The sequence below is a fragment of the Bradyrhizobium sp. WBAH42 genome (assembly GCF_024585265.1).
GTDB lineage: Bacteria > Pseudomonadota > Alphaproteobacteria > Rhizobiales > Xanthobacteraceae > Bradyrhizobium.
The window spans coordinates 1807158-1828262 of the sequence record NZ_CP036533.1; the positions used below are offsets into that span (position 1 = coordinate 1807158).

At 64.3% G+C, this 21105-nt stretch carries 21 protein-coding genes and 1 tRNA gene; 10 read left to right on the top strand and 12 right to left on the bottom strand.

Translation table 11 applies throughout. The annotated features are described in order from the left end of the window. The first annotated feature begins 66 nt into the window (after positions 1–66). Positions 67–143: transfer RNA gene (locus DCG74_RS08420), tRNA-Met, on the top strand. Between the two features lie 78 nt (positions 144–221). Here DCG74_RS08420 and DCG74_RS08425 read toward each other — a convergent pair. From DCG74_RS08425 to DCG74_RS08445, 5 genes are read right to left on the bottom strand one after another with little or no spacing between them, the layout of a single operon-like run. Further along, complete coding sequence (locus tag DCG74_RS08425; RefSeq protein ID WP_172787050.1) at positions 222–989, bottom strand: ABC transporter permease; 768 nt, start codon at positions 987–989, stop codon at positions 222–224. Beyond that, on the bottom strand, positions 986–1750 hold the full coding sequence (locus DCG74_RS08430; RefSeq protein ID WP_172787051.1) for an ABC transporter permease: 765 nt from the start codon (positions 1748–1750) through the stop codon (positions 986–988). Before DCG74_RS08430 ends, DCG74_RS08425 begins: the two co-directional genes overlap by 4 nt. Further along, positions 1747–2553, bottom strand: coding sequence for an ABC transporter ATP-binding protein (locus DCG74_RS08435; protein WP_172787052.1), 807 nt, complete (start codon positions 2551–2553; stop codon positions 1747–1749). The genes DCG74_RS08430 and DCG74_RS08435 overlap by 4 nt, the downstream gene beginning before the upstream one ends. After that, positions 2550–3254, bottom strand: a complete 705-nt coding sequence (locus DCG74_RS08440; RefSeq protein WP_172787053.1) for a GntR family transcriptional regulator — start codon at positions 3252–3254, stop codon at positions 2550–2552. Before DCG74_RS08440 ends, DCG74_RS08435 begins: the two co-directional genes overlap by 4 nt. 11 nt (positions 3255–3265) lie before the next feature. Next, positions 3266–4216 carry an ABC transporter substrate-binding protein gene (locus tag DCG74_RS08445; protein ID WP_172787054.1) on the bottom strand — a complete coding sequence of 317 codons (951 nt, stop codon included), beginning with the start codon at positions 4214–4216 and terminating at the stop codon, positions 3266–3268. Positions 4217–4304: 88 nt separating this feature from the next. Here DCG74_RS08445 and DCG74_RS08450 point away from each other — a divergent pair, with 88 nt between their 5' ends. Together DCG74_RS08450 and DCG74_RS08455 are read left to right on the top strand one after the other, a co-directional pair. Then, on the top strand, positions 4305–5294 hold the full coding sequence (locus DCG74_RS08450) for a fumarylacetoacetate hydrolase family protein (RefSeq protein WP_172787179.1): 990 nt from the start codon (positions 4305–4307) through the stop codon (positions 5292–5294). A 73-nt stretch (positions 5295–5367) separates the two neighbouring features. Then, on the top strand, positions 5368–6144 hold the full coding sequence (locus DCG74_RS08455) for a cyclase family protein (RefSeq protein WP_172787055.1): 777 nt from the start codon (positions 5368–5370) through the stop codon (positions 6142–6144). Between the two features lie 356 nt (positions 6145–6500). Here DCG74_RS08455 and DCG74_RS08460 read toward each other — a convergent pair whose 3' ends face one another. Next, complete coding sequence (locus tag DCG74_RS08460) at positions 6501–7412, bottom strand: NmrA family NAD(P)-binding protein (protein ID WP_172787056.1); 912 nt, start codon at positions 7410–7412, stop codon at positions 6501–6503. A gap of 345 nt (positions 7413–7757) precedes the next feature. Next, positions 7758–8453 (bottom strand): DUF899 family protein, encoded by a 696-nt coding sequence (locus DCG74_RS08465; RefSeq protein ID WP_172787057.1) that lies wholly within the window; start codon positions 8451–8453, stop codon positions 7758–7760. Between the two features lie 215 nt (positions 8454–8668). Here DCG74_RS08465 and DCG74_RS08470 point away from each other — a divergent pair, with 215 nt between their 5' ends. Then, positions 8669–9565, top strand: a complete 897-nt coding sequence (locus tag DCG74_RS08470) for an alpha/beta fold hydrolase (RefSeq protein WP_172787058.1) — start codon at positions 8669–8671, stop codon at positions 9563–9565. Between the two features lie 100 nt (positions 9566–9665). On the opposite strand, the gene DCG74_RS08475 is transcribed toward DCG74_RS08470, so the two are convergent. Further along, complete coding sequence (locus tag DCG74_RS08475) at positions 9666–10085, bottom strand: RidA family protein (protein WP_172787059.1); 420 nt, start codon at positions 10083–10085, stop codon at positions 9666–9668. Between the two features lie 542 nt (positions 10086–10627). Here DCG74_RS08475 and DCG74_RS08480 point away from each other — a divergent pair. The 3 genes from DCG74_RS08480 (at position 10628) to DCG74_RS08490 (ending at position 14105) form a co-directional block, all read left to right on the top strand. Then, complete coding sequence (locus DCG74_RS08480) at positions 10628–11839, top strand: OpgC domain-containing protein (protein ID WP_172787060.1); 1212 nt, start codon at positions 10628–10630, stop codon at positions 11837–11839. A gap of 41 nt (positions 11840–11880) precedes the next feature. Then, positions 11881–12369, top strand: coding sequence for a DUF2059 domain-containing protein (locus tag DCG74_RS08485; protein ID WP_172787061.1), 489 nt, complete (start codon positions 11881–11883; stop codon positions 12367–12369). Positions 12370–12491: 122 nt separating this feature from the next. Then, positions 12492–14105: an acyl-CoA synthetase gene (locus DCG74_RS08490; RefSeq protein WP_172787062.1), complete on the top strand. Its 1614-nt coding sequence runs from the start codon at positions 12492–12494 to the stop codon at positions 14103–14105. Positions 14106–14141: 36 nt separating this feature from the next. Here the strand turns inward: DCG74_RS08490 and DCG74_RS08495 are convergent, their stop codons facing one another. Beyond that, positions 14142–15092, bottom strand: coding sequence for an AraC family transcriptional regulator (locus DCG74_RS08495; RefSeq protein ID WP_172787063.1), 951 nt, complete (start codon positions 15090–15092; stop codon positions 14142–14144). A gap of 203 nt (positions 15093–15295) precedes the next feature. Next, positions 15296–16495, bottom strand: a complete 1200-nt coding sequence (locus tag DCG74_RS08500) for an MFS transporter (protein ID WP_172787064.1) — start codon at positions 16493–16495, stop codon at positions 15296–15298. 186 nt (positions 16496–16681) lie between these two features. Between DCG74_RS08500 and DCG74_RS08505 the strand changes: the two genes are divergently transcribed. The 3 genes from DCG74_RS08505 to DCG74_RS08515 all read left to right on the top strand — a co-directional run bounded on the left by DCG74_RS08505 (position 16682) and on the right by DCG74_RS08515 (position 19607). Next, entirely contained in the window at positions 16682–17485 is an 804-nt protein-coding gene (locus DCG74_RS08505) for an MBL fold metallo-hydrolase (RefSeq protein ID WP_172787065.1), read from the top strand. Positions 17486–17627: 142 nt separating this feature from the next. Further along, positions 17628–18644 carry an alpha/beta fold hydrolase gene (locus DCG74_RS08510; RefSeq protein WP_172787066.1) on the top strand — a complete coding sequence of 339 codons (1017 nt, stop codon included), beginning with the start codon at positions 17628–17630 and terminating at the stop codon, positions 18642–18644. A 15-nt stretch (positions 18645–18659) separates the two neighbouring features. Further along, positions 18660–19607 carry a fatty acid desaturase gene (locus DCG74_RS08515; protein WP_172787067.1) on the top strand — a complete coding sequence of 316 codons (948 nt, stop codon included), beginning with the start codon at positions 18660–18662 and terminating at the stop codon, positions 19605–19607. A gap of 56 nt (positions 19608–19663) precedes the next feature. Here DCG74_RS08515 and DCG74_RS08520 read toward each other — a convergent pair whose 3' ends face one another. Further along, positions 19664–19912 (bottom strand): hypothetical protein, encoded by a 249-nt coding sequence (locus DCG74_RS08520; protein WP_027574962.1) that lies wholly within the window; start codon positions 19910–19912, stop codon positions 19664–19666. Between the two features lie 136 nt (positions 19913–20048). Continuing rightward, positions 20049–21029 (bottom strand): YafY family protein, encoded by a 981-nt coding sequence (locus DCG74_RS08525; RefSeq protein ID WP_172787068.1) that lies wholly within the window; start codon positions 21027–21029, stop codon positions 20049–20051. Between the last annotated feature and the right edge of the window lie 76 nt (positions 21030–21105).

The following is a 21105-nucleotide window of genomic DNA, read 5'->3' on the forward strand; positions in this document are numbered from 1 at the left end:
AGCGCGACCAGCGCCGGCCTCAACCGACCGTCCCCAGGATTTAACCGAAGGCGCGCAAAGGTTTAACGCGGGGTGGAGCAGCCCGGTAGCTCGTCAGGCTCATAACCTGAAGGTCATAGGTTCAAATCCTATCCCCGCAACCAAATTCGGATTGACCGGATCCGAGACGACAACGGCCCGCTTGATGCGGGCCGTTTTTGTTTGGCGATGGGATCACCGCGCTATCTCGCCGCGGTCTGCCAGGCGAGCAGCCGCTGCTCGACCAGCGACATCGCAATCGACGTCACATATCCGGTCGCACCGAGCAGGATGACGCCGGCGAAGAGGTCGGCGGATCGGAACGCGCGTGCCGAGAGCAGGACCCAATGACCAAGACCGTCGAGGCCGGCAAGGATCTCGCAGACCACCGAGAGGATCAGCGCGACGGTCAGGCTGAGCCGCATGCCGGCGAGGATATCCGGCAATGCCGAAGGCAGGGCGATCTTGCCGATGATGGCGGCGCGCGACATCTGCAGCGAGCGGGCGACCTCATAGAGCCGCGGCTCGACGGCGGCAAAGCCGTGAATGGTTGCGAGAATGATCGGCCAGATCGCGCCGAACGCGATCACGAACAGCGCCATGCCTTGCGTCAGCCCGAGCATCGCGATCGCGACCGGGATGATCGCCGAGACCGGCAGGGGCCTTAAGAATTCCAGCGACGGCGCCACATAGGCGCGCATCGTCCTGGACGAACCGATCAGCGCGCCAAGCGCAATGCCGGCGATCGAGGCGGCGAGCCAGCCATAGGCCATGTGCTCCAGCGTGCCGATCAGCTTGCCGGCGAGATCGCCACTCGAAAAGCCGCGCACCAACGCGGCCCAGGCGCGGTCCGGACCGGGCAGGAACACCGGCGACACCAGCTTCAGATTGGCGACGAGCTGCCACGCCGCAATGAAGCTGCCTGCGACGAGGACGCTTGCGACACGCCAGAGGATCGCAGCGCGGTTCATGGATTGTCTCCGGCGAGCGCGGCGCGGCCGAACAGGCGGCGCTGCGCCGCGATCAACAGGATGTTCAGCGCGTAGCCGATCACGCCGATCCAGACCAGGTAGGCCAGCATCAGGTCGGCGCGCAGCGCCTGCTGCGCCAGCATGATGCCGGCACCGAGGCCAATCGGATTGATCGCGATCTCGACGGTGACGGCGACGATCAGGGCGATGCCGGCCGACAGGCGGAAGGCGACGAAGATTCGCGGCAGTGCGGCCGGGATCACGATCTTCGCGATCCGTTGCGGCGCGCTCAGCCGCAAGGCCCGCGACACTTCCATCAATCGCGGCTCGATGCTGCGCACCGCGCTGCGCGTCAGGATCAGCATCGGCCAGACGCAGGCGAACGCCACGATCACGATCTCCATGCGGTAGCCGAAGCCGAGCGCGATCAACGCAATAGGCAGCAGCGCGATCGAGGGAATCGGGCGGATCGCCTCGACCGTCACCTCCATCAGCCGGTCGAGGGGACGCGAAATGCCGAAGGCGATGCCGAGCGCAAGCCCGATGGCGCTGCCGATCGCAAGGCCTGCAAAGGCGGCGAACAACGTGTCGCGGGTCGCGATCGGAATCGAGAGATCGGCAAGCGCATTGGCCAGCGCCGCGAGGATTGCGCTCGGCGGCGCCAGGCTGTCGCTTTGCAGATGGGCGAGGCGTGCCCACAGCTCGAACGCCAGCATCAGCGCCAGCGGCAGCAACAAAGGCTTCGTGCGGTCGAGGCTCAATGTTCGGTCGCCTTGATGAAGTCGAACAATTGCCGGCGCAGCCGCAGGAATTCCGGATGCTCGCGGGTGGCGAGCTGGTCGCGCGGACGCGGCAGGTCGACGTCGAGCTCGATCCCGATCCGGCCCGGATGCGGCAACAGGCCGATGACGCGGTCGCCGAGATAGATCGCCTCGTCGAGATCGTGGGTCACGAAGATCACGGTAGTCTGGCTCGCCTGCGTCAGCGACAGCACCTCGTCCTGCAAGCCCTGCCGCGTCATCGCATCCAGCGCGCCGAACGGCTCGTCCATCAGCAGCGTGGTCGGCTCCTGCGCAAGGCAGCGCGCGATCTGCAGGCGTTGCTGCATGCCCCCCGACATTTCCGTCGGATATTTGTCGGCATGGCCGGGCAATCCGACCTTGCGCAGCAGCGCATCGATGCGCGCGCCGCGTTCGCGCGCCGGCACGTGCGAGGCTTCCAGCGCCAGCGAGATGTTTCCGGCTGCGGTCCGCCACGGCAACAGCGCCTTGCCGTAATCCTGGAACACGATCGCGACCTCGCGCCGCGGCGCGGTGATCTCTTCGCCGTCGAACGTCACCGCGCCGCTCGTCGGGCGATAGAGGCCTGCGGCGAGCCGCAGCGCCGTGGTCTTGCCGCAGCCGGAGGCGCCGACGATGCAGAGGAATTCGCCCGGCCGGACCTGAAGATCGAGATTCTCGATGATGGTCTTGCCGCCGAGCCGCAGCGTCGCGGCATTGAACGCGATCAGCGCTTCTTGCCGCCGCGCGGCGCGCGCCTCAATGAGCTTGGCAACGACGCTCATGATTGCTCCCCGCCCGCCTGCGGATAGACGAACTCGATGGTCGCGTGCAGATGCGCCGCGAGCATGTTTCGCGCGGCGGCCACGTCGCGGGCGAGCACGTGGTCGGCGAGCATCTGGTGACTGCGGATGAAGCCCTCGCCGCTGTCGATGGCGCTCATCATCACGCGGCGGTAGCGGTAGGCCTGGTCGTAGAGGTCCGAATGGGCGGCCAGCATGCGCCGCGAGCCGCAGGCGGCGAGCAGCGCGGTGTGAAAGCCCTTGTGCAGCCGGTCGAAATCGGCCGCGCCCTCGCGGAATTCGTTGCCGGTGCGCTCGATGTGCCGGCGCATCTGATGCAGCGCGCTGACGATGCCGGCCTCCCAGGCGACATCACCGTGGAGGATGGCGAGCCTGACCGCCTCGATCTCGATCGCCGTTCGCATGCAGGTGATGTCGGCGAGATCCTCGCGGCTGACCTCGGCGACGCGAAAGCCGCGCTGGCCGATGCCGACGATCAGGCCGCGGGACATCAGCCGCGACAGGCCTTCGCGCAAGGGGGTGGCGCCGATCTCGTAGCGCTGCACGAGGTCGATGATGCCGAGCCGCGATCCCGGCGCGAGATCTCCGGCCAGGATGTCCTGTTCGATCAGGCTTGCGGCGCGCTCGCTCAGGGTTCCGGTCTCAGCCGGCGGGCGTTCGAGAGTGCGCTCGGGAGCAGGCATCGTCGATATCCCTAGTTCAGCACCAGTTTCGCGGTGTCGAGCTTTGATTGCAGCATCTTCTGCGACGACATCACCTCGATCCACCAGCTGAGGTTTTGCGGCTTGAGGTTCGGCTCGGACTGGTTCGGCGGCGTCGCCTTGACGAGATCGAGCGGCTGCTTGGTGAATTTGGCGATCGAGGCCGAGGCCTTCTCGGGGTCGCTGTTGACGATGATTGCGGCCTCCGCGATGGCTTCGCGGAATTTCTTCACATTCGCCGCATTCTTCTCCGCCCAGTCGCGCGATGCGGCATAGAAGATGATCGGATCGGTACGGCCGAGCTCGGCGCCGTAGCGCGCGCCGACCGAGCCGAGCCCCGCATTGCTCATGCGCGTGACGAACGGCTCGGCCGTGAGCACGGCATCGACGCCGCCTGATTTGATGATGTCGGCCATGGTCGGGAAGGTGACTTCGACGAAATTGACGCTTCGGGGATCGACGCCTTTCTCGACCAGCCATTTCACGAACAGCACGTGCAGGAAGGCGTTCAGGCCGGGCGCGCCGACCTTTTTGCCGGTGAAGTCCTTGGGATCCTTGATCGTGATGCCGTTGCGGACGAACGCCGCGATCGCGGTGTTCGAGGTCGGGTTCATGACCGAGGCGCCGGCGATCGCGACCAGGTCGAGGCCGCCGTCGACGGCCTGCAGGAAGACGGTGGAGGTGGGGCCGCCGACCTGAATCGAGTTCGACAGGATCGCCGCCGGGATGTTGGAGTTGATCGCGATCGGCGTCATCTCGACGTCCAGCCCGTGCTTTCTAAAAATGCCTTCGTCGACCGCGACCATGGCCGAGGCGCAGTCGGAGGTCGCGGTGCAGCCGATCTGGATCTTGGCCTGCGCCAGCGCTGTCGCCGTCAAGGCAACCGACACCCCGACGCCGAGCGTGAGACCTGCCAAAATGCTGCTTATCTGCGTTCGCCTCACCGCGCTCTCCCCAGTTTGTATTTTTCAGGCTTGTTTATCGATATTTTATCTGATCATATATTATGAACGATAGCAAGGGGTGCCCAAGGTGAAGCTCGCAACGTTCAGATCGGCCGGTCAGGAGAAGATCGGCGCCGTCCACGCCAATGACAGCCAGGTGTTCGACCTCGCCGCCGCCGCCGCGCGGGACGGCGGGGCCGATCCGGCCTTCGCCTCGATGCTGGCGCTGATCGACGCCGGGCCTCGCGCGCTCGACTCTGCCCGGGCCCTGCTGGACAAGCACGGCCAGGACGCGACGCTGTCGGCGGCAGTCAGCGCCGTCGACATCCTCGCGCCGGTGCCGGAGCCCCGGCAGATGCGCGACGGCATGTCGTTCGCCCTGCACATCCTGCAGGCGCCGCGCGGGCAGCGGAAGCTCGCCGCACGCGCCAGGGGCGACATGGCGGAGTTGGCGCGCATCGACGCCGAGCCACTCGGCGAGCTGCCCGAGGTCTATCGCAAGCAGCCGATCTACTACATCACCAACCGCTTCAGCGTCCGCGGCACCAACACCACGGTGAAATGGCCGCGCTACAGCAAGGTCATGGACTACGAGCTCGAGTTCGGGATCATCACCAGGAACAAGGGCGCGAACATCACGCCTGCGAAGGCTGGGGATCACATCTTCGGCTACACCATCTTCAACGATTTCTCCGCGCGCGACGCCCAGCGCATCGAGATGGAGGGGCGGCTCGGCCCGGCCAAGGGCAAGAGTTTTGACGGCGGCAACGTGATGGGTCCCTGGATCGTGACGCCGGACGAGATCGGCGATCCCTATCGTTTGAAGATGGAAGCGCGCGTCAACGGCGAGACCCGCTCCAAAGGCGTCTCCGAGGGCATGCTGTTTTCCTTCGAGGAGATCATTGCCCACGTCACCCAGGACGAGACGCTGATGCCCGGTGAATTCATCGGCTCCGGCACGGTCGGCAATGGCTGCGGCCTCGAGCTCGGCTGGTTTCTCGAGCATGGCGATACGATCGAGCTCGAGGTCGAGAAGATCGGCATTTTGAAGAACCGCGTCGAGCGGCAAGAAACCTGAAGAAGACGTCTGAAGGCGCGTCTGAAGCGACCGCCTGACGGCCGCCAACGAGAACAATCAACGAGGAAGCGCCATGACGAGCAAGCTGATCGACATCTCCGTCCCCCTCCAGAACGACGTGCCGGCCGATCCGCCCGGCAATCATCCGACGATCCAGTATATCAATCACCAGCAGGGCCTGCCGCGCATGCTGCAGTTCTTCGACGGACTGAAGGCCGAGGATCTGCCTGATGGCCAGGGCTGGGCGGTGGAGCAGGTCAGCCTCTCCACCCACAACGGCACGCATCTCGATGCGCCCTGGCATTTTCACCCGACCATGAATCGCGGCGAGCGGTCCTGGACCATCGACGAGGTGCCGCTGGAATGGTGCTTCCAGCCCGGGGTGAAGCTCGACTTCCGGCACTTGCCGGACGGCTACGTCGCAACGGCCAAGGATGTCGAGGCCGAGCTCAAGCGCATCGGCCATGAGCTGAAGCCGCTCGAGATCGTCGTGGTCAACACCAGCGCCGGCGCCAAATATGGCCGGCAGGACTACGTCACGTCGGGCTGCGGCATGGGCTATGAAGCCACCATGTACCTGCTCGAGCGCGGCGTGCGCCTGACCGGCACCGACGGCTGGAGCTGGGACGCGCCGTTCGTTCACACCGCGAAGAAATACGCCGAGACGAAAGACGCCAGCCTGATCTGGGAAGGGCACAAGGCCGGCCGTCATATCGGCTATTGCCATCTCGAGAAGCTGCACAATCTCGAATCGCTGCCGCCAACCGGCTTCAAGGTGTCATGCTTCCCCGTGAAGATCGAACGAGCCTCGGCAGGATGGACAAGAGCGGTCGCGATTTTGGAGGGGTAAGTTCTCGGGCGCCTGTACGCGTCCGTAACGCTTCAAATGGCCGTCATCAGCAACGGCTATGTCCTGCCCGGCGATATCGAGAGGCGTTGGAACCAAGCCGGACAGCGATGGACCATTTGCCCGCGATGCAACATTCGCGCGTCTGGCACGCGGTCGCGGCGTCACAGGTAGGACTGGAAGATGAAGCCAGAACGGCCGCGGCTGCGCCAATGTGCCTTGTCCCGATTTGACGATCGCCCGCTTCCTGAGCACGATCCAGCTCGCATCAGCCGGAGGCTCGGAGCGCTTGCGCGAGGGGGTTGAGCAAGGCGGGTTTGCCTGAATAGGCGGTTGTCACCGCGGTGGTTGCGCCTTCCTCAATGCCAACTCTCTCGAGGCGCGCCGTGCCCCGCTGGCAGAGCGTGCGAGTCGCGCGACTTGGCGACAAGCGTGCCAATATAGTCTTCGAGAGTGGTCGTCCCGCGTTCGAAGGGCTCTGACATGGCAAAGCCGCTATCGACGCTGACTGCGGTCATTCGCGCATAAGATTCGGCCGCTGCGGCAGAGAAGCCCAGCTTTCGATAAGCCGCAATCCATTGATCGCGCGGTAGGACCTCGACCTTCACCGGACTGCCGAGCGCCGCCGCGAAGACGTCCGCTACGTCCTGCGGCGAATATCGCTCGGGCCCTTCGACATAATGTACATCATGATCGCAAGGTGGCTCCAGTAGACGGCGCGCGGCCGCTTTGCCGAGATAGGCGGGCGCGACCATCGGGATCTTCATGTCTCCCGGAATCATTGTCGGCAACACGCCTCCCGTCGCGGCACTGAGCATTTCGTCCCAGTTGCTCATGTAGTAGGCGCCTCGCTGTATGGTCGCCGGTATCGATCGCGCGGCAAGCGCCTGCTCGAAATCGTAGAGGATATTGAGATCGCCGCAGCGCTCGCCCGGCTGGGCGCCATAGGTGGATGCCGCGACGACTTTCTCGAGACCGGATCCGTCGACGGCCGCGACGATGCTCCGAACAGTAGCATGTTCCTCACGATCGGTGTCGGCCGAGACATCGGCGTTCGGGTTTAGCAGGAAAGCGCGGGTGCCCGTTCTGAACACCGCACGCAGGGCGTCGGTGTTGCGCACATCGACGACCACGGTCTGGGCGCCGCGTTTGCGCCAATCGGCTTCGTTGTTGCTGCTATGAAGCACGGCCGTGACTGGCCGACCTGCATTCAGCAACGTCGACGCCACTGCCGAGCCGACACGGCCGTTTGCTCCGATCACGATGAACATTTCTGCTCTCCATCAGGCTGAACCGGGTAAGTATTCCAGTCGCCCATGGTTCCGTCATCGAGCAAGCGGATCATAGGAAGGGCGTAAATCACAATTGCCGGAGGCACCTCGTTCCGACACCTCCTCTCAATGATTCGGCGACCGTTCGCGGCAGTGGTGCGGCCCCTCGGTGGTTGCGCATCCCCGCAACCAAGTTTGGATTTATCCGGACGCGAGACGAAATGGCTCGCATGAGCCGGGGCCATTTTTGTTTCGGGTTTTGTGACCTTATAGAGATCATCGTCCGCCAACGACCCTTGTAGATCGGATTGCGCGGCGCGCGCGGCCAATGACAGCAGAAGGCGCTCAGTACGCGAGCTTTGGATACCAGTCGGTGCCGCGCCCCTCTGGCGTGGTGTCGAGGATGGTCCAGAGCGGATCGATGTCGGGCGCGCCGCGTGGGTCCTGTTGTGGGTCGGCCATCGTGGCCCCCATCTCGCCGGACCAGAAATGCCGGATTGTGCCGTCGCGCTGCGTGAACACGCTGTAACCGGGCACGTCGGCGTCTTCGGCGCTGACGTAATCGCGGGTGTAATCGCCGGAGATGTCGGAGAAGATCTTGTGTCGTGACCAGTCACGCGCCTTCTTTGCCTCGATCAAACGCGCGATCGGCGACCGCGCGATGAAGACGAAGGCAATACGCTGCTCGACGTCGGGCAATTTGTGCTCCCACGTGCTCATGAATGAGGTGCACATCGGGCATGGCGTCTGCCGCTGCGGCCCGAACATGTAGCTGTAGATCGCAAGCGTCTGCTTGCCGTCGAACAAGTCGGAGAAATTCGCTTTGCCGTTCTCGCCCTCGAACACGTAGTTTTTCGCCACCTCGCCGCCGGGCGGCAGCGCCCGGCGCAGTTTAGCCACACGCTCGATTTGGCGACGCAGCTCGATCTCCTCGGCCAGCAGGCTTTGCCGGGCGCGGCGGTAGTCGGCGCTTTCGTTGGGAAAATGGGCCTTGTTCGTGCGAGCGAGTTCGGAAGCAGGCCTCAGGATGGAACTATCCATGGCTTAACCTCTGGTTAGGGCCGATATCTCTGAAGACGTTCGGCGACGCCTCGTTCCGACACCTCCACTCACCTATTCGGAATGTTTTCGCGATCGCAACATCGTTCGAACGACACGATATCGCGGCGGAACCCAACCTGCATCCGCGGCGTCGATGTCAGATGGCGGGATAGGATTGCTTCTTGGTTCGCCGTCGTTCGGAAAGGGCTCGTCCCATGAAGTTTGAGGATTTTGAAGCCGCCGATGTTCAGGCCGAGGACGCGCGGATTTTCATACGTCGGGGCGGTTCTGGACCGGCCATTCTCCTACTGCACGGATTTCCCCAGACGCATCTGATGTGGCGAGACGTTGCGCCGTTGCTCGCGCAAGACTTCACCGTCGTTTGTGCCGATCTTCGTGGATATGGTCGCAGCGCTTGTCCGCCCTCCAGCCCGGACCACGCGCCATATTCGAAACGGGCGATGGCAAAAGACATGGTGTCCGTCATGACAAAGCTTGGCTTCACCCGTTTCTCGGTAGCGGGCCATGATCGCGGCGGCCGCGTCGCTTATCGGCTTGCGCTCGACCATGGCGAGCGCGTGGAACGGCTCGCCGTCCTCGACGTCGTTCCGATCGCCGATGCCTGGGAACGCGCCGACAAGAAACTGGCAGTCGGCTATTGGCCTTGGTCATTGCTCGCGCAGCCTGAGCCGCTCCCCGAGCGGCTCTTGTCCGCAGCACCCGATGCCGTCGTCGACAATGCGCTCCATGGTTGGGGGTCGAGCGCAGACAGTTTCAGTTCAGCCGTACGGGCGGCCTACGTCGAGGCGTTGCGCGATGAGGCGCATGTTCATGCGATCTGCGAGGAATATCGCGCGGCGGCGACAATTGATCACGAGCACGATCTGGCCGATCGCAATTCCGGCCGTCGGATCGATTGCCCTGTTCTCGTCCTCTGGAGCGGCCGCGGACCGTTGAATTCATGGTATGCGGGCGCGGGTGGCCCCTTGGGGTTATGGCGAAACTGGGCCGGCGACGTGCAAGGAAAGCCGCTCGATGGAGGACATTTCTTCCCGGAGGAGCTTCCGCAGCAGACCGCCGACGAGTTGAACCGATTCTGCGGCATGCGCTAACGGCGCGGCCGACATGCTGCCACCGTGATTCCTTGCGGCCAAACGCAATGCTCCTGCCACGGTCGGTTCGCTTACGGTCGAGCATCACGCCAGAGCTGAATCAGCCGTTTCGCGCCACGAAAACCGCGGAAGGCTCCACCTCGATGAGGAACTCCTGTCTGGCAAGGCTTGGCACGCCAATCCAGGTTGTACACGGCGGATGATCGCCGAACGCCGCTTTGAGGGCGCAGCTGATGGCTTTGCCTTCGTGGAGGTGACTCTGCTTGATGTAGAGCCGCAACGCACCCACGTGGTCGAGTTTCGCACCAACGGATGCCAACGCAGCGCCAAGGTTTTCCAAGCTCTTGCTGAGTTGACGGCCGATGTCGCCAGCGCCGACGATGTTCTGTTCTGCGTCCCAGGCAACCTGGCCGGACACATACACAACGTCGCCAAACGGCGTGGCGACAGTCGCAACCTGCGCAAACCCGTAGCGCAGGCTATCGAAAATTCCGACAGGAGCATGCACCGACCGGCTCATGGACGCTTCCCCTGGCCAGAGCGCCAATCGGCCGCGCCATCAGTAGCGCAGAATGCCAGCAAGCGGTGAAACGCAGCAGCCCGACCCCCGGCCTGTCCGACCTCCTGCGATGATGCCACTATGCTCCTGTTTTGCCCGACGAAGCAAATCGCGGGAGACGTCATTCGGAATGGGCGGCAACGATCGCGGCCAATTCTCCTCGGCTCGCTTGGGCAAACCGGACAGGGCGAGTCAAACCACGATCCCTTGGCTTTTTCGCTCCTGAATTCCTGCCCGACCCACACCCAATCCCGCTCCCCACCTAACCCATTGATCTTGCAACCATCGTCTACTGTGCATGGGGTTGTTTTCGCAGTTTTGAGGTCGGGCTCGCCTGTTGCAGCGCAAGAGCTGGCTGCCCCACAAGTCCCTTGCGTGGCTCCCGGGGTCGGCTACCGTTGCCGGGCTAGCCAATGCGGCAGTCGACCTTTTGATTCACGTTTTTTAGCATCCGATTGTTCGGCGCCGCTCTTGGCGCGACGCCCAGCGAACGAGGCGGGGCCATGATCACACGGGACCAGTCGGCTTTGTTGGCGCCGGTCGAGCGCGATTTGCGGCTCGATCTCTTCCGCGGCATCGGCTTGTGGATGATCTTCCTCGACCACATCCCGCACGATGTCGTGGCCTGGCTGACGCTGCGCAATTTCGGCTTCAGCGATGCCGCCGAGTTCTTCGTCTTCATCTCCGGCTATCTCGTCGGCTGGATCTACGGGCCGATCGTCGCCGGCGGCTGGTTCCTCGCCGCGCTCAAGCGGCTGTGGCGCCGCGCGGCGGAGATGTACGTCGCCCACATCATGCTGTTCCTGCTGTTCACCGCGCAGATCGCCCGCACCGCGCGCCGCTTCGACAATCCGATGTACGAGCACGAGTTCAACGTGTTCAATTTCCTGGCGCATCCGGACGAGCTGATCGGGCAGGCGATCCTGTTGAAATACAAGCCGGTCAATCTCGACGTGCTGCCGCTCTACATCACGCTGGTGTTGGCCGCGCCCTTCATCGTGTGGGGCCTGGTGCGGCGGCCGAACCTGACGCTCGCCGGCTCGGTCGTGCTCTACATTCTGTCGCGCTGGTTCGACTGGAACGTGGCGTCCTATCCGCCCGGCAGCCACTGGTACTTCAATCCGTTCTGCTGGCAGCTGATGTTCGTGTTCGCGGCCTGGTGCGGCATCGGCCAGATCGACAAGATCGCCCGCTGGGTGTGGTCGAAGCCGGCGATGGCGCTGGCTGCGGCCTGGCTCGTCTTTGCGCTGCTGATCGTGATGACCTGGCACGTCCACGCGCTGGAAGCCCTGATCCCGAAATGGATGATCAAGGCGATCTACCCGATCGACAAGACCGACCTCGACATGCTGCGCTTCACTCACTTCCTGGCGCTGGCGATCTGGGTGACCTATTTCATTTCGCGCAAATGGCGGCCGCTGTACCGCGGCTGGCTGCGCCCCGTGATCCTCTGCGGCCAGCATTCGCTGCCGATCTTCTGCCTGGGCGTGTTCTTGTCGTTCTCGGCGCACTGGATCCTCACTCAGTACAACAAGGGCATCTGGGAGCAGCTTGCCGTCTCCATCGCCGGCATCGTCATCATGATTGGCGCGGCCTGGCTGCTCGACCGGGCCAAGCGGGTGCCGAACCTGTTCGTGAAGGTGACGGAGGTCGAGGAGACGGCATTGCAAAGCACGCCGGCGGCGACGGCCGCGGCAATGCCTGCGGCTCGTTGAAACATCGCGCACCCGGCTTCCATGGGGCGAAGGAGAGATTCATGTCGAGACGTGTGTTGACCATCGCCGGCGTCCTGCTGCTCTTCACCTGCGCTGCATCGGCACAGACGCCCTCGCCGGAGGCGATGGACGCGGCGCGCAAGCTCGTGGTCACCTTGAAGATCGCGGAGCCCTATCGCGCGCTATTGCCGCAGCTGTTGCTCAAGCTCCGCCCGGTGGTTGCGCAGGACCGACCGGAGATCGAGCGCGACTATGACGCGATGACGGCCGCCGGCTCCGAGATCTACGCTCCGGCCCTTGCGGCGATCACCGACCAGATCGCCGCGCTCTATGCTGCGAGTTTCAGCGTCGACGAGCTGCGCCAGATCGAGGCGTTCTATGCCCAGCCCGTGGGGCAGAAGTTCCTGGCCAAGTCGGATGCGCTGGCGCAGGCGAGCGCGCAGGTCGGCCAGGACGTCAGCCAGAAGGTCGCCGACGACCTGAAGCTGCGTCTGATCGAGACGCTCCGGCAGAAAGGGCGCAAGCCCTGAGCCTTAGCGATGTGCGGCATTCGCCCGCGTGCAATTTGACCTCGCTGACAGCGCCGACTACGCTTCCATCGAACACGAAAGCTCGCGGCACTTGTGCTGAGCGAAAATTCCACGGGGAAGAAATGACCGTCGACACCGCAGCCACCATCTCGAAAGCGCGCGAGCATTCCATCGGCGATCTGCTGCGCCGCTCCGCAGGCCGCGAGCCGAACAAGCTCGCGGTGAGCTGCGGCGACGTGAGCTGGAGCTTTGCCGAGATGGACGCGATCTGCAACCGGCTCGGCCGCGGCCTGCTCGGGCTCGGCGTGAAGAAGGGCGACCGCCTCGCCGTGCTCTCGCGCAACTCGCACGCCTTCGCGGCGCTGCGCTTCGCCGTGGCGCGGATCGGCGCCGTGCTGGTGCCGATCAACTTCATGCTCAATCCGGACGAGATCAATTTCATCCTGAAGAGCTCCGGCGCAAAGCTGCTCGCGACCGGTCCCGACTTCGTCGAGCCGGCACGCGCGGCGAGCGCGAAGGATTGCGCGGTTGAGAAGATGATCTGGCTGCCGGGCGAGGATCCCGCCACCGCGCCGGCGGGCCTCACCACCTTCGGCGATCTCTTGCATGCCGACGGCTCGTTCCTGGACGCGTCGGTCGACAGCCGCGATCTCGCGCAGATCGTCTACACCTCAGGCACGGAATCGCTGCCCAAGGGCGCGATGCTGACCCATGAAGCCGTGATGTGGCAGTATGTCAGCTGCATCATCGACGGCGGCATGAGTGCGGACGACAAGTTCCTGCACGCCCTGCCGCTCTATCACTGCGCCCAGCTGGATGTGTTCCTGGGCCCGCAGGTTTATCTCGGCGCCTCCGGCGTCATCACGGGCAAGCCGACCGCCGACAACATCCTGGCGCTGATCCAGGCGCACAGGATCAGCTCGTTCTTCGCGCCGCCGACGATCTGGATCGCGATGCTGCGCTCGCCGAACTTCGACAAGACTGATCTGTCGACCTTGCAGAAGGGCTATTACGGCGCCTCGATCATGCCGGTGGAAGTCCTGCTCGAGCTTCAGCGCCGTCTGCCCGCCGTGAAATTCTGGAATTTCTACGGCCAGACCGAGATCGCGCCGCTCGCGACCGTGCTGCGGCCGGAGGATCAGCTCCGCAAGGCCGGGTCGGCCGGCAAGCCCGTGATCAATGTCGAGACGCGGGTCGTGAATACGGCGATGGAGGACGTTAAGGTCGGCGAAGTTGGCGAGATCGTGCATCGCTCGCCGCATCTGCTCTCCGGCTATTACAACGATCCGGTCAAGACCGCGGCGGCATTCGCCGGCGGCTGGTTTCACTCCGGCGATCTCGCCACCGTCGACGAGGAAGGCCACATCACCGTGGTCGACCGCGTCAAGGACATGATCAAGACCGGCGGCGAGAATGTCGCGAGCCGCGAAGTCGAGGAGATGGTCTACAAGATTCCGGCAGTCTCCGAAGTTGCCGTGGTCGGCCTGCCCGATCCGCGCTGGATCGAGGCGGTGACCGCGATTGTCGTGGTCAAGACCGGGGAAAAACTCGACGAAGACACCGTCATCAAGCATTGCGCCGGCCAGATGGCGCATTTCAAAGTCCCCAAGCGTGTGATCTTCGTGGATAGCTTGCCGAAGAATCCGAGCGGCAAGCTGCTTAAGCGCGAGCTGCGCCAGCGCTTCGTCGGCGGCGAGACGCTCGACAAGGCGGTGCAGAAGAGCGTCGGGACCTAGCAGGCATCGTTCCGGCGCCGTCGCGGCGGAAGCGGCCTATTCGGCCTCGCTGGCCAGCTTCCTGACATCGTCGGGCGTCGCCCCGAAACGGCGGCGAAACGCGCGATGGAAGTAGGAGACGTCGTGAAATCCAGCGAGGTGCGCGATCTCGATGATCTTGCGCGAGCGCAGGCCCGGGTTCCGAAGCAGCCGCTCGGCGCGCAGCAGACGTTGCTCGAGCACGAAGCCGCTATAGGTGATGCCGGCCTTCTCGAACAGCAGCTGGATCGTGCGCGCGCTGATGCGGTGCGTGGCCGCAATGTCGGACAGCGACAGCGCGGCGCTGTCCAGCTGCGCCAGGATGTCGGCCTTGATGGCTTCGAAACGCGCCGCCGCAAGGCCGCGCAGTCGCGCCTCCTCGGCGACATCGCCGCGCGCTCCGATCATCAGCACGGCGAGGTCGAACAGGTGCTGCGAGACCGCATCGAGCTCCGCGGGGGCGAGCTTGTCGGCATGCGCGTGTGCAAGGTCGTAATACCGCAGGAACATCGACGTGATCGGGTTGGCGCCAGGAATCGCGCGTGCAATCAGGTCCTCGGCGTTCGGGCACGCGCGCAGCAGCGCCTTGCGCGGCAGCAGCGCGGTCTGGAAATTGCCATGCGTTATCTGCGTGATGCGGGCGCCCTTGATCGAGGGATCGCCAATCGTGACGTCGCCCGCGGCGATCTCCAGCGGGCGCTTGCCCATCGCCCCGCTCAAGGCCGAATTGGGCGACATCGTAACGATCAACTCATCGTTCGTCCCCAATGACACGAAAGACATCGGCGTGCCGAACGAGGCCGAGAGTCTGAGGCGGGGAAGAATGGCCGGCGCAATGGTCCGGTGAACCCGTCCTTCGCCCACCGGCACGAAATCGACGTTCGCCACCTGCCGACAGAACTGCTCGCGCCATTGTTCATAGGCTGCACCGTTCGGGTCGCCATCGAATGAGAGCTGCGGCTGGGTCATCGATCGCCGGAACGCCTATTGCCGATTCATTGCGGTTCGCACTTTCGTCGGCGCGCCGGGGATGCGGCAACTCAAAAAGCACCGGATTGCGCGAAAAACCACTCGCAACTACGCGCCGAGCCAGCGACCAGGTGCCGCAGCCTGCTTATTAGGCAGATCGAAGGCGGGCAGTTTGCGCCGCGCCCGCCGTGCGGCGCTGTGGCTCAATACTTCTTCACCGCCGCGCCGAAAGTCAGCCATAGCGCGATCGACGCGAGGCCGAAGCTGCCGAGCAGCAGGAAGGTCGGCCCATAGCCGATCCATTGCGCGATCCAGCCGCCAAGGGCGGGACTGAGGCTGGCGCCGACGCCCTGCACGGTGATCACGGCGCCCTGGCCGAGATTGATGCGGCCGGTGCCGTTGAGCGAGCGCGCGACCATGCCGGGGACGGCGACGGTCTGCAGTCCGGTGCCGATGCCGTCGAGCACCTGCATCGGCACCACGCCCCACCATCCCGTGACGAAGAAGGCGAGCACGCCGCGGACCGGCAAGAACATGAAAGACACCAGGATCACCGGCCAGTAATTGCGCTTGCTCGCGGCCTTCATCGCGATCAGCGACGTCACGGTCATCACGCCTTGTGCGATCACCACGGTGGTTGCGACGAAGCTCGGCCCGTTGGCTTGTCCCTCGGCGACCGCGGCAAGTCCGTACAGCGGCACGATCGCGGCATTGCCGAGATGGAACAGCGCGAGGGCGAGAGCCAGCACGAGCAGCGCCTTGTGCTTCAGCAGCATCGCCATCGCATCCGGCGGCGCCTTGGAATCGTCTTCCTTGCTGCCGCGCGCGGCACGGTCGTCGATCGCCTCGGCTGGAATCATCATGACGCAGGCGATGGCGATGGCACCGAACACGGCCGCCAACGCGAACACGGCGACATAGCCGAACTTGTAGCCGAGATAGCCCGACAATGCGGCGCCAACCATGTTGCCGGCATGGTTGAAGGCTTGGTTGCGGCCGTTGAGCGCATTGAAGCCCTTCTGCTTGGCGATGCCGAGCGTGATGCCCGTGACCGCCGGCACGATTGCGGCGCTCGCCAGCGATTGCGCGACTTGCGAGAACGTCACCGCCCAGAAATTTTGCGAGATCAGGATGATCGCGGATGCGAGGACGACGCAGATGCCGGGAATGACGACCCAGAGCCGCTTGTTGCGGCTGGAATCGATGAAGCCGCCGATCGGCGTGGTGATCAGCATGCCGGCGACATTGCCGATGGTCATGGCGGTGCCGATCAGCCCGCTGGCCCAGCCGCGCTCCTGGAGGAACACCCCGACGAACGGCCCGATGCCCGACTGCATGTCGGCCATGAAGAAGTTGAGCGCGAACAGGGGCCAGATGCGAGACGTTGAAGGGCGCGATGTCATCGAGACGCTGAACTTGATGCTGCCGATCGAATCGGATCTCGCATGAGGCGGGGTCGGCGGGCGCTGCGGGTGCCCGAGGCGGACCAGAACTTAACCTGCTGTCATCGCATTGGTTCCGGTTGCTCTTGCGATCCGGCGACTGCGACGTCATGTCTTGCAACGATGAATTCATGATGGATCACTGCAATGGCCCTCTGGACCTGCGCAACCTGCGGCGCTCAATTCCCGGATAGCAGAAATCCCCCTGCGGCCTGTCCGATCTGCGAGGACGAGCGCCAGTTCGTCGGCTGGAGCGGTCAGGCCTTCCTCACGCGCGAGGAGCTCGCGCGCGAGCACCGACTGGTGGTGCGCGACGATCTCGGCCTGACCGGGATCGGGATGGAGCCGAGCTTTGCCATTGGCCAGCGCGCGCTGCTGGTGCCCGACGGTGACGGCTGCGTGATGTGGGATTGCCTTCCGCTCGTGACCGACGAGGCCATCCAGCACGTCGCAGCACTCGGCGGCCTCAAGGCCATCGCGATCTCGCATCCGCATTACTATGGCGCGGCCGCCGACTGGAGCGACACGTTCGGCGGCGTGCCGGTCTATCTGCACGCCGACGATCGTCAATGGGTGACGCGCCCGCATCCGTCGATCGTGCACTGGACCGGCGAAAGCCATCGCCTCTGCGACGATGTGCTGCTGCTGCGCACCGGCGGCCACTTCGCCGGCGCCACAGTGCTGCACTATGCGCGTGGTGCGGACGGCAAGGGCGCGCTGCTCACGGGGGATATCGCGCAGGTGACGATGGACCGGCGCTTCGTCAGCTTCATGTATTCCTATCCGAACTACATGCCGCTCAATGCCGCCGCCGTGCGGGGGATTGCGTCAGCCGTCGAGCCGCTCGCCTTCGACCGGATCTACGGCGCCTGGTGGGGCCGCAATATCGCCAGCGGTGCCAAGGCGGCGTTTGCCGCGTCGGTCGCGCGCTATCTCGCAGCCATCGCCTGAGCCGGGCTGCGGATCGGATTTATCTTGCCGCTCTCAAATAACTGTACTAATGGTACATTATAAGGCGAGCAGCGCATCCGCAAAAGCCGGCATGATCGATGCATAGCGACGCCGAGAAGGCCGGTGAGCGGGAGCTGGGTGCATGACGGCGCAACGCGATTACGAGATGTTCGAGGCCGGCGACGTCACGCTCCAGTCCGGGACCGTGTTTCCCGCGCTGAAGCTCGCCTACAAGACCTATGGCACGCTGAGCGCCGCCAGGGACAACGTCATCCTCTATCCGACCTCGTTCAGCGCGCAGCACACCGACATTGAATGGCTGATCGGTCCCGATGACGTGCTCGATCCCACGCGTTACTTCGTCATCATTCCGAACCTGTTCGGCAACGGCCTGTCGTCCTCGCCCTCGAATACGCCCGGGTCCTTCCCCGAGGTGAGCTATCACGATGCCATCGCGGTCCAGCACCGCCTGCTCACCGAACGCTTCGGCATCTCGAAGCTTGCGCTGGTCTATGGCTGGTCGATGGGTGGCATGCAGGCCTATCACTGGTCGGCGCTGCATCCGGACATGGTCGCGCGCGCCGCGGTCGTCTGCGGCAGCGCCCGCTGTGCCCCCTACAACCACGTCTTCCTCGAAAGCGTGAAGGCCGCGCTCTCGACCGATCCCGCCTTCCGCGACGGCCGTTTCGTGGAAAGACCTGTCGCCGGCTATCGTGCCATGGGGCGCGTCTATGCCGGCTGGGCGATGTCGCACGGCTTCTATCGCGACGAAGTCTGGCGCGAAGCTGGCTTCACCTCACTCGAGGATTATCTCACCCGCGCCTGGGATGCGACCTTCGCGCGGCGCGATGCCAACGATCTTCTGGCGCAAATCGGCATCTGGCAGCGTGGCGACATCAGCCGCTGTGCGGCCTTCGCCGGCGATCTCGACCGCGCGCTGGCGGCGATCAAGGCCCACATGCTCCTGTTGCCTGGCGCGACCGACCGCTATTTCGACCTCCGCGATAACGAGGACGAGCTCGGCAAGCTCGTCAATGCAAAGTCAGCCGTGCTGCATCCGATCCCATCGCTGCATGGCCATCGCGCCGGCAACCCCATCAACAATCCACGCGACCAGGCCTTCATCAAGGCCGAGATCGCCGAGCTTCTCCGCAAGTAGGGTAGGCAACCGATCATGAGCGACGCAGCTATTTCGGACGCCGGCCATCGCCTGAAGCCGCTAACGCCGGCCACGCTGCGCGAATTGTCGGTTCGCTCCAACGTCAGAGGTTCGGTGCAGAGCATCAGTCATTACGGCGTGATTATGCTGATGGGCGCACTGATCTTTTTCGTTTCGTCGAGCTGGGGCGTGCTCTGGGCGCTGCCGCTGATGGTGGTGCAGGGCTATGTCGTCGCCTTCCTGTTCATGGCGGTGCACGAGACCGCGCACAAGACCGCGTTCAGGAGCCGCGGCCTCAATCTCGGCGTCGGTTATCTCTCGGCATTCATCATCGGGCTGCCTTACGAATATTACTGCCTGTTTCACTGGGACCATCATCGCTACACGCAGGATCCGGAAAGGGATCCCGAGCTGATCGTTGGCGTGAAGCCGACGTCCGACACCCAGCTTGTGCTCGCCTATGGCGGCCTGCTGCAGGTCGCCGGCCGTCTGCGGCTGATGCTGGGCCATGCGATCACCGGCAAGGTCGTCGTGCCATGGATACCCGAGAGCAAGCGCAGCACCATCGTGGCCGAGGCGCGCGTCTATGTCGCGCTCTACGCCCTGCTGCTCGCGCTCTCGCTGTGGTTCTCTTCAGCGCTGCTGCTCTGGGTCTGGATCGTGCCGCTGATCATCGGGCAGTGCTTCCTGCGGCCCTATCTCTATGCCGAGCATACCGGCTGCGACCGCACCCGCAGCGCCTTTCAGAACACCCGCACCACCTATACCGGTGCCATCGTCAAATGGTTCGCGTGGAACATGCCCTATCATGTCGAGCACCACGCTTATCCCTCGATCCCCTTTCACGCGCTGCCGAAGCTCAACGCGATCGTCGATGGCGAGATCGTCCATCGCGGCCGCGGCTACATCAGAACGACGCGCGAGACCTGGGCCTGGTTTCGCCGGCAGCGGCAGGCGGGCTAGCTCAAGGCAAAACTCCGGCCGCGATGCGACCGGAGCTTTGTCGTGAAGGCGAGATATCAGTAGATCCCGTAGGCGCAGACATTCACGACGCGCACGCGCAGGCCGTGACGGGTCTGGACCAGGCGCTCCTGGTAGCAATTGCTGACGCCGGTGTTGACATAGACGCCGCCGAAGCCCCAGCCGGGACCCCAGTGATGACCCCAGTGGTGATGATGGAAGCCACCGGCCGAAGCGGCGGTGGGCGCGAGAGCGGCAACGCCGAGCGAACCGGCGGCGATCAGACCAAGTGCAAGCTTACGAAACATCTTCATTCTCCATTCGGCGCTAGGCCAGTGTTGCGTCCCTGGCTTTCGGTCGAGACGAGACGCGATCGCGTTCATGGCAGGCGCGAAGAATCGTGTTTCAGGAATGTTTCGTCGGCTGCAGCAAAATGTGCCGCGATCAGGCTTTGCGCGCCGCGGGATAGCGCGCGGCCATCGCTTGCGTCATCTCGGCCATCTTGTCGCGGAGATCGGCGGGTTCCAGCACTTCGGCCTCCGGGCCAAGCCGCAGCAGTTCGGCCGCTGCGTGCCACGACGTCTTTCCGACCGGCACGCGCGCAATGCGCCAGCCGTCTGCGTCGGTCGTCTCCTCGAGCTGCGTGCGCGCCTTGACGTAGGGCTGGCTCAGCGCGTCGAGCAGCTTGACGCCGAACGGCGACAGCCGGACAATCGCGACATTGGGATGCATCTCGGCTTCGAGACGAAGTGTCGCAGCGCGCCAGTAAGCAGCGAGATCGAAATCGGCGGGGCGGTCGAAGCGGTCATCGAGCGCCGCGCAGTCGAGCACGCGTGCGACGCGATAGGTGCGCACGCTGCCGTCGACTTGTCCTGCGAGATACCAGCTGCCGCCCTTCAGCACGAGGCCGAGCGGTGCGACACGGCGCTGCTTCTCCGCACGCCAGCTCTGGTACCGAATCCTGATAAGCGTCCCGCGCAGCACCGCGCCGGCGATGGTGCGCAGGTGCTTCGGGTCTTCCGCTTCGCCGAACCAGCCGGGCGCGTCCAGGTGGAAACGCTCCTGCATCCGCCCGGCATCCTCGCGCAAATTCGCAGGCAGGGCCGCCATCAGCTTGTTTTGGGCGGCGATCATCGCGGCATCGAGCCCGAGCGCCGCGGCCGGGCCTGGCAACCCCGCCAGGAACAGTGCGCCGGCCTCGCTCTGCGACAGCCCGTTCAGCCGCACGCGATAGCCGTCGAGCAGGCGATAGCCGCCTTCCGCGCCACGGTCGGCGTAAACGGGAACGCCGGACGCCGCGAGCGCGTCGATGTCGCGATAGATCGTGCGCACCGACACTTCGCAGGCCTCCGCGAGTTCGGGCGCGGTGACCAGTCCCCTGGCCTGGAGGGTGGTGAGGATCGACAGCATCCGGCTCGCGCGCATGATCCCTTAAACCATACCTGACACAGGATGTCAGGTATGGTTCGCTACAAGCTGCGCCAACGCCCGCCGGCCAGAT

Coding starts and splice junctions, on each gene's coding strand:
- DCG74_RS08425 (WP_172787050.1), bottom strand. CDS start 989: ATGAACCGCGCTGCGATCCTCTGGCGTGTCGCAAGCGTCCTCGTCGCA.
- DCG74_RS08435 (WP_172787052.1), bottom strand. CDS start 2,553: ATGAGCGTCGTTGCCAAGCTCATTGAGGCGCGCGCCGCGCGGCGGCAA.
- DCG74_RS08440 (WP_172787053.1), bottom strand. CDS start 3,254: ATGCCTGCTCCCGAGCGCACTCTCGAACGCCCGCCGGCTGAGACCGGA.
- DCG74_RS08455 (WP_172787055.1), top strand. CDS start 5,368: ATGACGAGCAAGCTGATCGACATCTCCGTCCCCCTCCAGAACGACGTG.
- DCG74_RS08460 (WP_172787056.1), bottom strand. CDS start 7,412: ATGTTCATCGTGATCGGAGCAAACGGCCGTGTCGGCTCGGCAGTGGCG.
- DCG74_RS08465 (WP_172787057.1), bottom strand. CDS start 8,453: ATGGATAGTTCCATCCTGAGGCCTGCTTCCGAACTCGCTCGCACGAAC.
- DCG74_RS08470 (WP_172787058.1), top strand. CDS start 8,669: ATGAAGTTTGAGGATTTTGAAGCCGCCGATGTTCAGGCCGAGGACGCG.
- DCG74_RS08475 (WP_172787059.1), bottom strand. CDS start 10,085: ATGAGCCGGTCGGTGCATGCTCCTGTCGGAATTTTCGATAGCCTGCGC.
- DCG74_RS08480 (WP_172787060.1), top strand. CDS start 10,628: ATGATCACACGGGACCAGTCGGCTTTGTTGGCGCCGGTCGAGCGCGAT.
- DCG74_RS08485 (WP_172787061.1), top strand. CDS start 11,881: ATGTCGAGACGTGTGTTGACCATCGCCGGCGTCCTGCTGCTCTTCACC.
- DCG74_RS08490 (WP_172787062.1), top strand. CDS start 12,492: ATGACCGTCGACACCGCAGCCACCATCTCGAAAGCGCGCGAGCATTCC.
- DCG74_RS08495 (WP_172787063.1), bottom strand. CDS start 15,092: ATGACCCAGCCGCAGCTCTCATTCGATGGCGACCCGAACGGTGCAGCC.
- DCG74_RS08500 (WP_172787064.1), bottom strand. CDS start 16,495: ATGACATCGCGCCCTTCAACGTCTCGCATCTGGCCCCTGTTCGCGCTC.
- DCG74_RS08505 (WP_172787065.1), top strand. CDS start 16,682: ATGGCCCTCTGGACCTGCGCAACCTGCGGCGCTCAATTCCCGGATAGC.
- DCG74_RS08510 (WP_172787066.1), top strand. CDS start 17,628: ATGACGGCGCAACGCGATTACGAGATGTTCGAGGCCGGCGACGTCACG.
- DCG74_RS08515 (WP_172787067.1), top strand. CDS start 18,660: ATGAGCGACGCAGCTATTTCGGACGCCGGCCATCGCCTGAAGCCGCTA.
- DCG74_RS08520 (WP_027574962.1), bottom strand. CDS start 19,912: ATGTTTCGTAAGCTTGCACTTGGTCTGATCGCCGCCGGTTCGCTCGGC.
- DCG74_RS08525 (WP_172787068.1), bottom strand. CDS start 21,029: ATGCGCGCGAGCCGGATGCTGTCGATCCTCACCACCCTCCAGGCCAGG.